The following is a 15,190-nucleotide window of genomic DNA, read 5'->3' as shown; positions in this document are numbered from 1 at the left end:
GCGTGAACCTTAATCAGTGTCCAAGATTACTTGACCAGTTCAGCTTGCCCCCGATGGCGGTGTGTCAGGCGCAGATGCATGCACTGACAGTGCCTCATCGGGGGCAAGCCCCCTCCCACTTTGGGTTGGTGTATGGCTTGGTGCTCGCGCACTGCCCGGAAACCAATCCAGTCACGCCGCGTCTGCGGGTAAATACATTCCTCCTGACGCGTGGCGTTCAAATGTGGGAGGGGGCTTGCCCCCGATGGCGGTGTGTCAGGCGCAGATGCATGCACTGACAGTGCCTCATCGGGGGCAAGCCCCCTCCCACATTGGGTTGGTGTATGGCTTAGAGGTCGCGCACTACACGCAAGCCAATCCAGTCACCGCGGGTCTGCGGGTAGATGTTGTTGCGGTTGCCGGAACGGGAAAACACTGGCGCCTCGCCCCAGTCATTGCCGCGAATCTGGTACGACTCGCAGTTCGGTTCCATCCAGGCACTGCCGTCGGTAGGTGCACCGATGTAGTTCGGGTGTTCACAATCGGCAACCCGTTCATACACATTGCCATGCATGTCGTACATGCCAAACGCGTTCGGCGGGTAGCTGCCCACCGGTGACGAATAGCTGTAGCCGTCCGCCGGGCCGTAGGTGTTGGCGTGTTTGGCAATGCTGTAGCCCTTGCCGTCGTCGAACGGGAAGGGGAACGGCCCGCGGGTGCCGGCGCGGGCCGCGTATTCGCGTTGGGCTTCACTGACCATGTGGTACTGCTGGCCGGTCTTTTTCGACAGCCAGGCCACGTAATTTTTGATGTCGTCCATGTCCATGCACACCGCTGGCTGGCGTGGCCCCTGGGGGTAGCGCGGCTTGCTGGCGATGCATTCGCGGCCGGGACGATCATCGCCATTGGCGATCTTCACCCCGGTCTGGCGTACGTAGCTGTCCCATTCACCGGCGGTAATGTGGAAGCGGCTCATGGCGAAGGGTTTGGCGAAGGTCACTTCATGCATCGGGCCTTCGTCCGGCTCGCGGCCGACTTCGTCTTCCGGGGTGCCCATGGTGAAGGTGCCGGCAGGCAATACCACCATTTCCGGGCAGTCCTTGCAGTCCTTGAAGACTTTGCCCGGTTGTGGTGCCGCCGCCTGGGCCAAGCCCGGGAGCAGGGCGCCACACAGTGCGGTCAGCGCCAGGGCTGTCAGGGGTTTGAGTCGAAATGGCGTCATGTGAGCGTCTCGTTCAAAGAAAAAAAGGTCACGACCGCTGGCTCAGCAACGCCATGAAGCGCTGGATGTCATCCGAGCTGTTGAGCAGGCCGGGGGAGGTGCGGATCACGGGGCCTACGTCGCGGTCCACCGCGTCGATCACTACGCGGTTTTGCTGCATGTAGGCAGCTATGGCATCGCTGTTCTGGCCGTTGACCCGAAAGAAGGTAAAACCTGCCGATAGTGCTGGACTGCGCGGCGTGACCAGTTCTATCCGCGGATTCGCCAGCAGTTGCTCTTTAAGCTCGGTGTTGAGGGCGTGGATACGCGCTTGCACTGGCGCCTTGCCCAGCTGCAGGTGCAGCTTGAAGGCTTCGTCGGCGGCCCAGCGATGCTCGAACGCGTGGTAGCCGCCGGGCGTCATGGTGGTGGCGAAATCCGTATCTTCGGAGAATGTCGGCACCATCGGCGTGACGTAGGTGTTTTCGGGGCTGCGAGCGCATACCAGGCCGGTGCCGCGCGGGCCGAACATCCACTTGTGGGTGCCGGCGATGAAGAAGTCGCAGTGCATGGCGGGGAAGTCGAGATTTTCCACACCGAAGCCGTGCACGCCGTCGACCACGTAGAGGAGACGGTCGTTGTCGTCACGGTTGCGGTTGTATTCATCGACCAGTTGGCCGATTTCGCCAATGGGCAATTTGACACCGCTGCCCGACTGTACCCAGGTCATGCCCAGCACGCGGGTGTTGGGGCGGATATTGCGCTGGATATTGCCCAGCACTTCATCGGCGGACACGCGGCTGGCGCTGTCGAACAGCCGGATGCGGCGTACCTGGGTGCCTTCCCTGCGCACGCGAAAATCCAGGACGTTCTGCGTCGCGTAATGCTCATGCTCGGTGGTGAGGATTTCCTGGTCGGCGCGCACCTTGATCCCGCCATAAATCATCGCCAGCCCTTCGGAGGTGCTGCCGGTCAGGGCGATCTGCGCCGGTGTGGCGTTCAGGTAGCGGCCCGCCCACTCACGCACCTGGCCTTCGCGCTTCCAGGTTTCCTGCAGGTCCCAGTCCATCGCCAGGCCGGGGTTGCGGTCGATCTGCGCGCGGTAGCGTTCGATGGCCTCGCGCACCGGCCTGGGGTGCGACGTCACCAGGAAGTTGGAAAAGTGCAGGTAATCCGGGTCCTGGTTGAACAGCTGTTTCAATCCCGCCCATGGATCGTTCGTGGCGGCGGCCAGCGCCTGGGGAATCAGCGTGTTGCCCAGCGGCAGGCTGGCGGCCAATACGCCGGCCTGCTTGAGGAATGTACGACGGTCGGTCATGGACTGACTTCTTGATGCGCCGAGGGTTTGGCGGCTTTCTGTACCTGCTCCCACACCCGCAGGAAGTTGCCTCCCCACAGCTTGGCGATATCGGCTTCGGAGTAACCGCGCTGGATCAGTTCGGCGGTGACGTTGCGCGCTTCACCAACGTTCTCCCAGCCCTGCAGGCCGCCGCCGTCGTTGAAGTCCGAAGCGATGCCGACGTGATCGATGCCGATCTTGCGCACGGTATAGTCGATGGCATCGCCCCAGTCCTTGAGGGTCGCCTTGGGTTCTTCCTCGAGAATCGCGTACAGCTCGCTGGCGTACTGGCCGAAGCGCTGTTCGGGCCACGCGGCGATAATCGCATCGCCCGGCATCAAGGCCATCGCCAGGTTGGGCAGCGGCGGCAGATCGAAGCGGGCGCGCAGCGCGTTGAGCTTGTCCTGGGTCGGCTGGCTCAGGGGTCGCAGGTAGGCAGCAAAGCCCACCACCTGCACCACGCCGCCGCTGTGCTTGATCAGTTGCAGTTCCTTGTCGCTGAGGTTGCGCGGGATGTCCACCGACGCCCGGGGCGCCGAGTGGGACGCTACCATCGGCGTACGGCTCAACTGCGCAACCTGTTCCAGGGCCTTGGTCGACATCTGCGACACGTCGATGATCACGCCCAGGTCATTGAGGCGCTGCACCGCTTGCTGGCCGATGGGCGACAGGCCCTCGAGGGCGTCGGTGGTGTCATTGAAAAACGGCAACGGGCGCGACGAGTCCGACCACGCGTTATTGCCGATGTAGCTGAAGCCGAACATGCGCATGCCGCGCGCCGCCCACAGGTCCAGCTGGTTCAGGTCGTTACCCAGCGGGTAGGCGTTGAGCATGCTGATAAAGATCGCGAACTTGCCTTCGCCGTGCAGACGGCGCATGTCGTCCGGGGTGTAGGCGATGCCCACCTGGTTGGGGAAGTCGCGGACCATGCCGGAGATGATTTTGTAGCGTACCTCCTGCTCATGGCGGGCTTCCTCGACAAAGCCGTCGGTGGGTTTGTGCGGGGCGTTGGGGCCGTTCCAGATTTCCGGCCAGCCGAAAATGGTCAGGGCCGCGCCGGATAATCGTCCGCGCGCCGCTTTGGCCAGGTCGAACTGGCCGCTGCCATCCTTGTCGGCTTCATTGCCGGCGGTGCCGAAATCCATGGGCACGGTGATATGGCTGTCGAACGACAACAGGCGATCCTGCATTTCATTGGCTTGCTTGATCACCTCCAGCGGGTAGCCGGCGTTGCCCTTGAACCAATGATCCCAGACCAGAAAGCCGGCCCCGGCAGCGACCGCCAGTGCCAGCGGCAGGCCGATATACAGCGCCTTTTTCGAACGTGGTTTTGTCATTGCCATCTCAGTCAGTTGAGGCCTTTGCTATCAGGGAAGAACGAGCGATGACGGGGGAAATTTAGCGGGCGCTGCCCTGGCGGTAAATTTCCCCAGGCTGCAAACGTTCTAGCTCTGATTAAGCCGTTTCCTAAGGTAGACAATGACGATCTCTCGACGTGGGTTCATCGCAGGCCTGGCGCTGACCGGCGCGGCGGTGCCCGCGGCCTTTTATGCCCATCGCGAGTTGACGCGGGAAGAAGAATTCCCGGTCACCCCCGGCGAAGCCACGGTCGACCTGGCCGACACCCAGGGCCAGCACCTGGCGAACACCTTGCGCGGCGTCTGGAGCCTGCGCCTGGAAGGCCGCGATGCCGGCCTCAGGGGCTTGCCGTCGCAGGGCCTGGCGCTGCTGCTGGATATCGCTCCCCGTGGCCGCGGCTTGCGCGGTTACCTGGACACCGCCGAGAACCTGCGGGCCGACGGCGAGCCGCGCTACCGCGTATTGGGCGATCTGGTGACGGGCGAGGGCGCCGTGCTCTATTGGCGGCTGATCGACCGCGATTCGGCGGCGGGCATTCCGGCCTACGAATTCAAGATGACCCTCGATGAAGTCTGGGCCGACTTCGGCAATGCCGGCAGCGGCACCCTCAGTGGGCAGGTCCTCGACCTCGAGCGGCCCTTGGCATTGACCGAGCGCGACAATCGATTTATCGCCCACAAACAGCTGTTCCCCGAAGCCCGCCAGCGTATCGGCCTCAACCCGACCCTGCTGGCCTGGCTGATTGCCCCCGAACATCGCCTGTTTCATCAGCTCTGGCACGCCACCCGTGACCAATGGCACAAGCTGTCCGAAGAAAAACGCGAGGCCCTGCGCGGCCTCGGCTGGCAACCCGGGCCGCGTGGTCGGGAGCGCGATGCGCGGGGCAAGCTCAAGGACCGTAACGGCTCGGGCATCGACTTTTTCTTCATGCACCGGCATATGCTCGGCACTGCCCGCGCCATGCAGGACCTGCCGTCATGGCCGCATTTCCCCGAGCCCCAGCCGGCGCTGGAGCGCGATCGCCCGGGCTTCGTGCGTTACTTCGATAACCACGACGGCTTTGCGCTGCCGCCCTGCTGGTCGGCGCCGGATGACGCCGATTACACCCAGTGGGTCAGCGACATCAAGGCGGCCGAGACCTACCACAGTAATTTCCAGGTGTGGGAATCCCAATACCGCGACCCACGCTACCTGGCCAGGCTGACCCTGGGCCAATTGGGTTCGGAGATGGAGCTGGGCCTGCACGACTGGCTGCACATGCGTTGGGCCTCGGTGCCGCGCGACCCGTCCAATGGCGCCCCGGTGCCGTTTGCCCGCGACCCGGCGGATTTTGCGCCGCGCTGGTACGCCCCGGAGAACGACTTCCTCGGCGACCCGTTTTCATCCCACGTGAACCCGGTGTTCTGGCACTTCCACGGCTGGATCGACGACCGCATCGAGGACTGGTTTCGCGCCCACGAGCGGTTCCATCCGGGCGAGGTCACCCGGCTTGAGGTCAACGGCGTAGCCTGGTTTGCAGCGGGACGCTGGGTTGAAGTCGGCGACCCCTGGCTCGGCCCGGACACCCACGGGTGCAGCACCACGCCGGGGTTGCAGCAGGGGCGCTCGATGGAAATGGACCCGGAAATCATGAAACTCGCCCTGCGCATCACCTTTGGCGCCGATGAGGAACTGCTCAAGGGCCTGTTCAAGCGCGTGCCGCAACGACCCTGGTATGCGCGGCACTTGAAGGTCAAGCGCGAAGGGTAAGGGCAACCCGAATGCCTGTGGCGAGGGAGGTGCCTGACACCCGCACGTTCAGCCTTTCAAACCTGCTTGAAGAGCCTGAATCGAAGACGAAAAAAAACCGGCTGATCAGGCCGGTTTGGGGTTCCCTTCAACAGCAGGGGTTATACGTGGTTGCTCAGCAGGCGTTCAGCACCGCCTTCGGCGAGGCCACGTTCCTGCAAGCGATCTGCACCGCCTTCGGCCAGGCCACGTTCCTGCAGGCGATCCGCACCGCCTTCAGCCAGGCCACGTTCCTGCAGGCGATCTGCACCGCCTTCGGCAATGCGTGTTTCAATCATGCGATCGGCGCCGCCTTCAGCGACTACCGGGTGGGCGAAAGCGTTTGCAGCCAGTACCGAAAAAGCGAGGCTAAGCAAGAGTTGGCGTTTCATGGTGGTGTGCTCCAAGTGTTTTAGTGGGGTGCCGTTTGGCATGGGTTTGATGTTACGCGTCGCAGTTTTTAAGAGAACTTCATTGCGCTGATGGTGACTATCGACGCCAGCGATGGACCCGCTCACGGGCCATCACTGCGACCGTCATGGCATCTGCGGCACTTCATTGGGGCGCAGGTCAAACACCAGCACCTCGGCGTCAGTGCCCTGGCTCAGGCGAATCTGGCGCTCGTCCCGTACGCGCACGCCGTCGCCTTCCTGCAAGCGTTGGCCATTGAGCTCGACGCTGCCGCGCGCCACATGGATGTAGGCGTAGCGATCCGGCGGCAAGTCCAGTTGCGCGCTTTCATCGCCATCGAACAGCCCGGCATACACCCGCGCATCCTGGCGAACATTCAACGAACCGTCGGCGCCGTCCGGCGAGATGATCAACTGCAGGCGCCCACGTTTTTGCGCTGCGCTGAAGTGCTCCTGCTGATAGCGCGGCTTGGCCCCGGCCTCGTTGGGCACTATCCAGATTTGCAGGAAGTGCACGCCACGGCTTTGACTGTGGTTGAACTCGCTGTGGGCCACGCCGCTGCCGGCGCTCATCAATTGCACATCGCCAGGGCGGATCACCGAGCCGGTGCCCAGGGTGTCCTTGTGTTCCAGGGCGCCTTCGAGCACATAGGAGAAAATCTCCATGTCGCGGTGCGGGTGCTGGCCGAAGCCTTTGCCGGCGGCGACGCGATCATCGTTGATCACCAGCAGGTCGGAAAAACCCTGTTCCTTGGGGTTCCAGTAGTTGGCGAAGGAGAAGGTGTGGAACGACTTCAACCAACCGTGATTGGCGGCGCCGCGTTCGGAAGCTTTGCGAAGGGTCAGCATGGTCCAGTCCTCAAGTGAGCGCAGGCTGCGAGAGGCAGGGCGCTTGCGTTGAGAAGAAGATTAATGGTTAGCGGTAAATTCATTAAGAAGATAAAATTTGAATAACTGTCTCTTCTGAGTTGACAGTAAAAGGCATGCCATAATGCCCGTCGCATTCCTTCTCGATGGACGTTTCCCGCTTATGAAAACCGTGGCCATGGCGCTGTTCCCGGACTTCCTGCTGCTCGACATGGCCGGGCCGCTTGAAGTGTTTTCGATTGCCAACCGCTACCTGCCGGTGGCCGACCACTACCGGATCCTGACTGTCGGCACCGAGTCCGGGCCGTTGCGCGCGTCCAATGGCGTCACGGTGCAGACCGACCTGCTACTGGAGCAGGCCCAGGCGGCCTATGATGTGCTGCTGGTGCCTGGCGGTCCGGGTGCCTATAACGAATGTCATCCTGCGCTGCTGCCCTGGTTGAAGGCGATGGCGCCACGGGCGCGGCGTTTCGGTTCGATCTGCACCGGCGCCTTTGTGCTCGGGCACGCCGGCTTGCTCGACGGGCACCGCGTGACCACCCACTGGCATTACACCGAACGCTTGATCAAGGCATTCCCAAACGCCATCGTCGAGACCGATCGCATCTACCTGCAGGACCGACGGTTGATCACCTCGGGTGGCGTCACGGCCGGTATCGACCTAGCCCTCTCGATTGTAGCCCAGGACCATGGCAAGCAGGTGGCGGTGGACGTGGCCAAGGTGTTGCTGGTGGTGATGAAACGCCAGGGTGGCCAGGCCCAGTTCAGCCCGATGACCGCCGCCGTGGCGCCTCAGGAAACCGCGGTCACTCGGGTGCAGCACCATGTGCTGGCCCATCTCGACCAACCCTTTACGATCGAGTCGATGGCCGAACTGGCCGGCATGAGTGCGCGACACTTTGCGCGACTGTTCGCCAAGGAGGTGCAGATGACGCCCATGGCGTTCCTGCAAGGCGCACGCATCGACCGTGCCCGCCAGTTGCTGGAAACCACCGACCTGCCGCTCAAGACCGTGGCGTTCCACTCAGGCTTCGGCAGCGTGCGGCATATGCGCTTTCTGTTCAGTGAAAAGCTCGGCTTGAACCCTACCCAATACCGACAACAGTTCAGTTAACGACCCAATGTCCGTCTGAGGCACCCGATTGTCCGTATCGCTCCCCGTGCCAGCATTGTCCTGTCACCGCTAGCTGGCAAGATAACGGCGAGCCCACGAAAAAGGATGCGCAGGCACTCAAGCACGGGTGTTTCAGCGCTGTTACGGACATGAATCATTCTGCGGCGGTGAGCTTCGGCCCCTACACATTTCATCGACACCAGCGTCTGGTCAGCAAGGCGGGCTGGCCGGTGCCGCTGGGCGGGCGCGCCCTGGATATCCTCGCCGTGCTGCTGGAAGCGCCGGGGCACTTCATCAGCAAGGCGACCTTGATCGAACGGGTCTGGCCCAACAGCGTCGTTGAAGACAATAACCTGCGCGTGCACATTGCCGCGTTGCGTCGCGCCCTTGATGTGCAGCCTTTGATCCTCAATCACCCGCAGCGCGGCTACTGCTTCGCTGCGCCGGTACAAGGCGCGCTGGCGACGTTGCCGGCACCGCACAACCTGGCGGCGCGGCTCAGCCCGGTGGTCGGTCGCGATGAGCTGGTGGGCGTGCTGGTGCGGCGCATGGCCGGGCAACGGCTGTTGACCCTGACCGGTGTGGCCGGTATCGGCAAAAGTACCCTGGCCCTGGCCCTGGCCGAGCGTGTGTTGCCCCGCTATCGCGACGGGGTGTGGTGGGTAGACCTGGGCAACCTGCGTACGTTGGGCGAACTGCTCGGGCATCTGGCCACGCTATTCCAGTTGGACCGCTGCGACAGCCTCGATGAGCTGTGCCGGCGCTTGGCCGCGCGCCGCTTGTTGCTGGTACTCGATGGGGCCGACCTGCTGCTCGGTGCCTGTCGCAAGCTGCTGCGCGCGCTGCAGCAGAGGGCGCCCGAAGTCAGCGTGCTGGTCAGCAGCCGCGAGGCCTTGCTGGCGCCGGACGAATGGCTGGTGCGCGTACCGCAGTTGGGCGTGCCGTCACCGTCGGCGCTGGGCAGTGTCGAGCAGGCCATGGCCTGTCCCGCGGTGCAGTTGTTCGTCACACGGGCACGCGCCAGTCAGCAGGGTTTTATGTTACGGCCCCAGGAGTTGATGCCGCTGCACGATATTTGTCGGCGCCTGGACGGTATCCCGTTGGCCCTCGAACTGGCGGCCGCCCAGGTTGACGCACTGGGTATCGGCGGTGTGCAGCGGCAATTGCGCGCCGGCCTGCACGGGCTGAGCCGCGGTCGTCGCACGGCGGTGGAGCGCCATCACTCACTGGCTGCCGCGCTGGACTGGAGCTACCAGCGGCTGAGCCTGCCGGAGTGCTGGCTGTTCCTGCAATTGGGCCTGTTCAAGATGGCGGTAACCCTGCCCACCTTGAGTGAAATGGTCACCGGAACCGAGCTTGAACACGCTGATTTGTCTTACCTGCTGGCGCGTCTGGTCAATCTGTCGCTGCTGACCGCCGAGCCTGGCCTGGGCCCGACGCGCTATCGCCTGCTCAATTGCGTGCGCAGCTACGCCCTGGCGCAACTGCGCGATCCGCGTCAGGTAGAGCGTTTGCAGCACGGCTACGGGCAGTGTCTGGGGGCTTTTTCAGGCCGGCCGTTTGTCCTGCAACTCGTCGAGCAGGCGGCGCACGCGCAGTAGATCGCGGGTGGCGAAGCCTTCGGTAAATCGAGCGTAGATGGGCTCCAGCAACGCCTTGGCGGCCTGCCTGCGCCCTTGTTGCTGCCACCGTTGCGCCAGGCAGCCCGCACACCGCAGCTCCCAGGCCAGGGCACCTTGCTGGCGTGCCAGGCCAAGGGCTTCGAGCAGCAGCGTTTCAGCGCCGGGGGTATCGCCCTGGAGCGCCGCCTGGCCGGCGTACACCCGCAGGATTTCCGCGGCGCACCAGCCCGCCGCGCCACTGCGCGCGCGTTGCATACCCGGCTCATCGACTTGACTCATGCCGAAAGTGACCAGGGTGTCCTCGATCAGTCCCAGGCCCTGTAGATCCTGGTCGCCCAGGATACCGGCGTAGTGTCCGGCCCAAGTCTGGAACAGTTGCACCGAATGCTTGTGCGACTGCTCAAGCAGCAGGCGTTGCATGGCCTGTGCCTCGTCGTCGGCACCGTTGTAGCGGGCGATCACCACACCGGCCAGGGCCAGGGTGTAGCAGATCGAGGTGCCGTGGTTGATCTGCAGCGCCAGGTCCAATGCCTGGCTCGCGGTGCGCCAGGCACGCTCGGGGAAGCCCTGTAGCCACAGGATGCGTGCCAGTACGGTCAGGGACGCGACGCTCTGGTCGTACTGCACGCCGACGCCCTGGGCAAAGCGGTTCACGTGGCTGCTGTGGCTCATGCGCTGCAGCACCTGCTCGGCATGGTGCCGGGCCAGTGCCTGATTGCCGGTGTAATGCTGGGCCAGGGCGCGCAGGCGCTGGGTGCTCAGGTCCAGCAGTGGCTCGGTGCGCGGGTCGAGGCGATCGAATTGCAGGCTCTGTTGCAGCGCCTGGCCATAGCGCCCGGCACACAGGTTCACCGCCATATGCCCGGAGACCGCACGCAACTGGCCGGCCAGGTCCTGGCGTTCCTCGGCCAGGCGCGCGGCACCGACAAACGCCGCAATGGTCTGCGGCGCGGCGCCCAGGGCGTGGTAGGAGAGGCTGCCCAGGGCCAATTGCAGTTGCAGGGTCAATTGCGTGCAGGGCGCTTCGACCTGATCGATCAACGCCAGCGCCTTGTCCACATAACCGGCATGTTCGCGCAGCAACGACAGTTCTTGCCACAGCGGCATCGCACTGACCGTCAGGCGGATCGCCAGCAAATGCCCCGCGTGGTCGGAAAACCCCCAGTCGAGGGCGGCGCGCACGTCTTCGCGCAGCGGTGCGTAGCGCTCGATCCAGGGCTGGGTGGCGATCAGTTCCCACTCGCCGCGGGCCTGTTCCATCAACGCCAGGCAGCGTGCCGCGTGGCGCTCGCGCGTGGCCTGCAACTCGCCCGCCAGGCTGAGCTTTTCCAAGGCGTAAGTGCGGGTGATATCCAGCAGGCGATAGACCATCTCGTCCTCGCTGGCGTCCACGTTCAGCAGCGACTTGGCCACCAGTTGCGTGATCGAACCCAGCACTTCGGTCGGGGCGATGTGTTCCCCGGCGATCACCGCCGCTGCACTGACCAGGCTGAAGCCCCGGCGAAAGACCGCAAGCCTGCGCAGGCAGATTTTTTCGCCTTCGGTGAGCAGCTCGAAGCTCCAGTCAAGCGTGGCCCGCAGGGTTTGCTGGCGGGGCAGGGCGTTGCGCCGTCCGCGGGTCAGCAGGCGGAAGTTGTCTTCCATCTGCACCAGCAGTCCCGGCAAGCCAAAACGCTCGATCTGCGCGGCCACCAGCTCGATCGCCAGGGGAATGCCGTCCAGGCGCTGGCAGATATCGATGGCCAGCGGCAATTGAGCATCGCTCAGGGCAAAGCTGTCCTGATGGGCCATGGCCCGCTCGATCAGCAATTGCATGGCCGGGTAACCCAGGGCCTGGGCGCGGTTGCCGGTGGCGGGCGGGCAGCTCAGCGGCTCCAGGCGTTGCACCGACTCACCTTCGGCGCGCAGGGCTTCGCGGCTGGTGGTGAGGATGTGCAGGTGCGGCGCATGGCGCAACAGGGTTTCGCTGATCAGGGCGATGTCGTCGAGCAGGTGCTCGCAGTTGTCGATCACCAGCAGCAGCTGGCGTGCCTGCAGGCTGCGGGCGAAGCTGACCAGCGGCGCATTCTCCCCAGGTGTGGCGCCCAGCAGGGCGGCGAGGTTGGGCAGGATCATCGATGCGGCGCTGAGCGGTGCCAGGTCGAGCAGGTGAATACCGTCGCGGTAATGCCCGATCAGCAATTCCGCGACGCGCAGGGCAACGGTGGTCTTGCCGATGCCACCGGCTCCGGTCAGGGTGATGAAACGTTGCTGCGGCAGTTGCTGCACCAGCGCATCGATCAGGGCCTGGCGGCCGATCATTCGCGTGCGCCGCAGCGGCAGGTTGTGGCCAGGGCGTTGGGGCGCGCCGTCGGTGGGTAGCGTCATCGGTTCGATGCTCAGTGGCGCGACAAAACTGTAGCCGCGCTGGGCGACCGTGACGATATAGCGCTGCCCCGCCTGGCCATCGCCCAGGGCCTTGCGCAACGCGGCCATGTGCACCCGCAGGTTGCCGTCTTCCACCACGCTTTTGGGCCAGACCCGCGCGATCAGTTCCTGCTTGCTCACCACATTGCCGGCGTGCTCCAGCAGGATCAGCAGAATGTCCACCGCCCGCCGTCCCAGGCGCAGCGGGCGACCGGCCTCCAGCACCAGGCGCTCGCGCGGATGGATGCGGTAGGGGCCGAAGTGCACGGCCTGGTCGCTCAAATCATTCATGGCTGCCCAGGTTCAAGAGTAACGGATGGGCAAGCATATTCCAGGCGCTTGAAGACCACTAGGCCGCGATCACTTGCGGCTTGGAGCGCGAGTGGTGGTTTCGCCAGGTCATCGGGTTCACGCCCTCGCTGCGAGTGAACATATGACAGAAGTGCGCCTGGTCGCAAAAGCCGCATTCCAGGCTGATTTGCGTGAGGCTCAGGGAAGAGCCGGTGATCAGTTCCTTGGCGCGCAGGATGCGCTGGTGGCGAATCCACTCCTGGGGCGATACCCCGGTGGAACACTTGAAGGCGCGGGAAAAGTGGCTGCGCGACAACGCGCAAGCCTGGGCCAGCTCGGCGATGCTCAGGCTTTCGCCGAGGTTGGCGAGGATCAGTTGCTTGGCGATCCGCTCGCGCCGGGGGCACAGGCCTCCGGTGGCGGATAAACGAGGGGCATATTGCTCGAGTCGGGCCATGACAAATATCCGCAGTCGATGGGAGCGTTCCCGTTGAATGGATGCAGTGTAGACGCCGTTCATCTTGTTGCCGGACCGCCTGGCTGACGAGTTAATCGTTGTTAATTTCGCCAGGTGCCGGCGTGGAAAAGACAGCACAGGCATGCAATCCAAAGCGTTGCGGGCATGCTTCCCTGACCCCCTGCAAACCGTCTGGATACCGCCATGAACCGCAACGACCTGCGCCGCGTCGACATGAACCTGCTGGTGATTTTCGAAGCCCTGATGTTCGAGAAGAACCTGACCCGGGTCGCCGAGAAACTCTTTATGGGCCAGCCGGCGGTGAGTGCCGCACTGGGCCGCCTGCGCGACTTGTTCGACGACCCATTGCTGCTGCGCAACGGTCGCGGCATGGAACCCACGCCACGGGCGGTGGCGATACTCAAGGAACTGCAACCGGCCATGGACACCATTTCGGGCGCCGTCAGCCGGGCCAAGGATTTCGACCCCTCCACCAGCTGCGCGGTGTTTCGCATCGGCCTGTCCGACGACGCGGAGTTCGGACTGTTTCCACCCTTGCTCAGTCGCCTGCGCGAAGAGGCGCCAGGCATCATCGTGGTGGTGCGCCGGGCCAATTACTTGTTGATGTCGTCGTTGCTGGCCAGTGGTGAAATCTCGGTAGGCGTGAGCTACACCACCGAACTGCCGGCCAACGCCAAGCGCAAGAAGCTGCGCGATATTCCCTGCAAGGTGCTGCGAGGGGATGATGGCGAGGCGCCACTGACCTTGGACGATTACTGTGCCAGACCCCATGCCATGGTCTCGTTCTCGGGCGACCTGAGCGGCAATATCGACCTGGACCTGGCACGCATCGGACGGTCGCGGCGGGTGGTGCTGGCGGTGCCGCAGTTCAGCGGGCTGCGCGCCTTACTGGCGGGTTCGCAGATCATCGCGACCGTACCCGACTACGCGGCGTGCGCATTGACCGAGGGCACCCGCCTGCGGGCCGAAGACCCGCCGTTCGCGATTGATGCGGCAGAGCTGTCGATGGTGTGGAGCGGGGTGCATGACAATGACCCGGCCGAGCGCTGGTTGCGGGGAAAGATTGCGCAGCATATGGCCGGGGAGGTCTAGCTGTTCAGCCCTGGCGCCGTACGCGTTTTGACCTGGCCGGCCTTGATGTACAGCAAAGTCCTAACGGTGCGCACGCTTTTTCCGGCTGCCCGCCTGGGTTTGGCCCGCCTACCATGGGTCAACTTTCAAGCAGGGGCTGGTCACGACTATGTATATCTCTCAGAAGCCACAGTTTATTCCACCGGTTACACCGCCGCCGGGTCATGACGCGCCCGCATCGACGGCGCGGCAGCCGGTGCAACTACCCGCGAGCGATGATCATCCCGCCGCGGGCGCTAGCCTCGCGCGCTCAACCCGCTCTGTTGTGTCTACGCAGGGAACGATCCCGGTGACTGTCGAGGCGTCAAAGCTGGACAGGGTGAGCGATCCACGCCTGGAGGTTAAGAAGGAGGCTTCAGCGCCCGATGGAATGTACCTCGCTTATTACTCGGTTCCCGGATCAGGCCAGGGGCTGAGCAACATTACTTTTCCAATCAGTATTGGCGCGGGCGCTCAAAGAACCAGTAGCGAGTCTGCGGGGATTTATTACGCGATGCAGTTCGGCATCAATGACGAACAGGGTAAGTCCCTCGGCGACGGGTATATCGGGCTGCAACCAGGGGCGGATGGCAAGGCGCAGGTGCCGTTTTCCGGGTTCGGGTCGCACTTCACTGCGCCACACGGCAGTACCGACGCGGATGGTGGCCCGGGGGCGAGCAACAGTACAACGGTGGATTTCAAGTTCGGTCATAAATACAACCTCACCGTGGAGCAAGACCCGAAGAATCTGCAGCGGCTGAGCGGGTATATCCAGGACGTCACCGACCCCGATAAAGTCGGGCCCAAGCAGCATGTCAAAGACCTTTACGTCGATAGCAAGGTCAGCTTGGCCACACGGCATAGCGGGTTCGTTGAACACTACGGTAAGGACATCGATCGCAGTTCGCAGATTGCGCCGACCGCAGGCAGTTTTTCCGCGCCCTTTACGACGGATGACAAAGGCACTATCACGGTGGGCTCCGTCACGAACGAAGGCTTGTATGGTCGGTTCCGCAATTCGATCACAGGCGATCTGGAAGTGACTCGAGTGAACGGCGAGAGTAAGGAGCTCAAGTTCTCATTCCAGGGTGTCGGCTACCAAAAGCCAAGCTGAGCGTCGCAGGGGAGGGGGCCTCACGGTGTCCTCTCGCGCCTCGAATGGCTGGGTCAAACAGCACATACATTCAATTCTCCACTGCCATTGCCCAGCAAACTCCCCCCATCGCTCAATGCACCGGGGGGAAACA

At 63.6% G+C, this 15,190-nt stretch carries 12 protein-coding genes; 5 read left to right on the top strand and 7 right to left on the bottom strand.

Going from position 1 to position 15,190, the window contains the following annotated elements:
• Nucleotides 1–328: 328 nt before the first annotated feature.
• The 3 genes from CIB54_RS25445 to pvdM are packed head-to-tail and all read right to left on the bottom strand — an operon-like array spanning nt 329 to nt 3,856.
• Nucleotides 329–1,201 carry a dihydropyoverdine dehydrogenase gene (locus tag CIB54_RS25445; RefSeq protein WP_065952831.1) on the bottom strand — a complete coding sequence of 291 codons (873 nt, stop codon included), beginning with the start codon at nt 1,199–1,201 and terminating at the stop codon, nt 329–331.
• A gap of 28 nt (nt 1,202–1,229) precedes the next feature.
• Entirely contained in the window at nt 1,230–2,498 is a 1,269-nt protein-coding gene (locus CIB54_RS25440) for a pyoverdine-tailoring periplasmic protein PvdN (RefSeq protein ID WP_065952830.1), read from the bottom strand.
• A complete protein-coding gene (gene pvdM / locus CIB54_RS25435) occupies nt 2,495–3,856 on the bottom strand; it encodes a pyoverdine-tailoring dipeptidase-like protein PvdM (protein WP_101221314.1) in 1,362 nt (453 codons plus the stop codon). Before pvdM ends, CIB54_RS25440 begins: the two co-directional genes overlap by 4 nt.
• 142 nt (nt 3,857–3,998) lie before the next feature.
• On the opposite strand from pvdM, the gene CIB54_RS25430 reads away from it, so the two are divergent.
• The gene (locus CIB54_RS25430) at nt 3,999–5,627 is read left to right on the top strand and encodes a pyoverdine maturation tyrosinase PvdP (protein WP_101221313.1); all 1,629 of its coding nucleotides are present in this window, start codon (nt 3,999–4,001) and stop codon (nt 5,625–5,627) included.
• Between the two features lie 140 nt (nt 5,628–5,767).
• Here the strand turns inward: CIB54_RS25430 and CIB54_RS25425 are convergent, their stop codons facing one another.
• Nucleotides 5,768–6,037 (bottom strand): hypothetical protein, encoded by a 270-nt coding sequence (locus CIB54_RS25425; protein ID WP_101221312.1) that lies wholly within the window; start codon nt 6,035–6,037, stop codon nt 5,768–5,770.
• A gap of 144 nt (nt 6,038–6,181) precedes the next feature.
• A complete protein-coding gene (locus tag CIB54_RS25420; RefSeq protein ID WP_065952827.1) occupies nt 6,182–6,904 on the bottom strand; it encodes a pirin family protein in 723 nt (240 codons plus the stop codon).
• Nucleotides 6,905–7,085: 181 nt separating this feature from the next.
• Between CIB54_RS25420 and CIB54_RS25415 the strand changes: the two genes are divergently transcribed.
• Both CIB54_RS25415 and CIB54_RS25410 read left to right on the top strand, forming a co-directional pair.
• The gene (locus CIB54_RS25415) at nt 7,086–8,036 is read left to right on the top strand and encodes a GlxA family transcriptional regulator (protein WP_101221311.1); all 951 of its coding nucleotides are present in this window, start codon (nt 7,086–7,088) and stop codon (nt 8,034–8,036) included.
• A gap of 149 nt (nt 8,037–8,185) precedes the next feature.
• A complete protein-coding gene (locus tag CIB54_RS25410) occupies nt 8,186–9,637 on the top strand; it encodes an ATP-binding protein (protein WP_101221310.1) in 1,452 nt (483 codons plus the stop codon).
• On the opposite strand, the gene CIB54_RS25405 is transcribed toward CIB54_RS25410, so the two are convergent.
• Both CIB54_RS25405 and CIB54_RS25400 read right to left on the bottom strand, forming a co-directional pair.
• Entirely contained in the window at nt 9,584–12,355 is a 2,772-nt protein-coding gene (locus CIB54_RS25405) for an ATP-binding protein (protein WP_101221309.1), read from the bottom strand. The two genes, CIB54_RS25410 and CIB54_RS25405, sit on opposite strands and share 54 nt — an antisense overlap.
• A gap of 58 nt (nt 12,356–12,413) precedes the next feature.
• Nucleotides 12,414–12,812, bottom strand: a complete 399-nt coding sequence (locus CIB54_RS25400; RefSeq protein WP_065952823.1) for a helix-turn-helix domain-containing protein — start codon at nt 12,810–12,812, stop codon at nt 12,414–12,416.
• A gap of 204 nt (nt 12,813–13,016) precedes the next feature.
• Here CIB54_RS25400 and CIB54_RS25395 point away from each other — a divergent pair, with 204 nt between their 5' ends.
• Entirely contained in the window at nt 13,017–13,925 is a 909-nt protein-coding gene (locus CIB54_RS25395; protein ID WP_101221308.1) for a LysR family transcriptional regulator, read from the top strand.
• 148 nt (nt 13,926–14,073) lie between these two features.
• Complete coding sequence (locus CIB54_RS27775) at nt 14,074–15,057, top strand: hypothetical protein (RefSeq protein WP_232790610.1); 984 nt, start codon at nt 14,074–14,076, stop codon at nt 15,055–15,057.
• Nucleotides 15,058–15,190: the final 133 nt, after the last annotated feature.

The sequence above is a fragment of the Pseudomonas fluorescens genome (assembly GCF_002837185.1).
Lineage (GTDB): Bacteria > Pseudomonadota > Gammaproteobacteria > Pseudomonadales > Pseudomonadaceae > Aquipseudomonas > Aquipseudomonas fluorescens_AM.
This window is presented reverse-complemented; position numbering and strand designations above follow the sequence as displayed.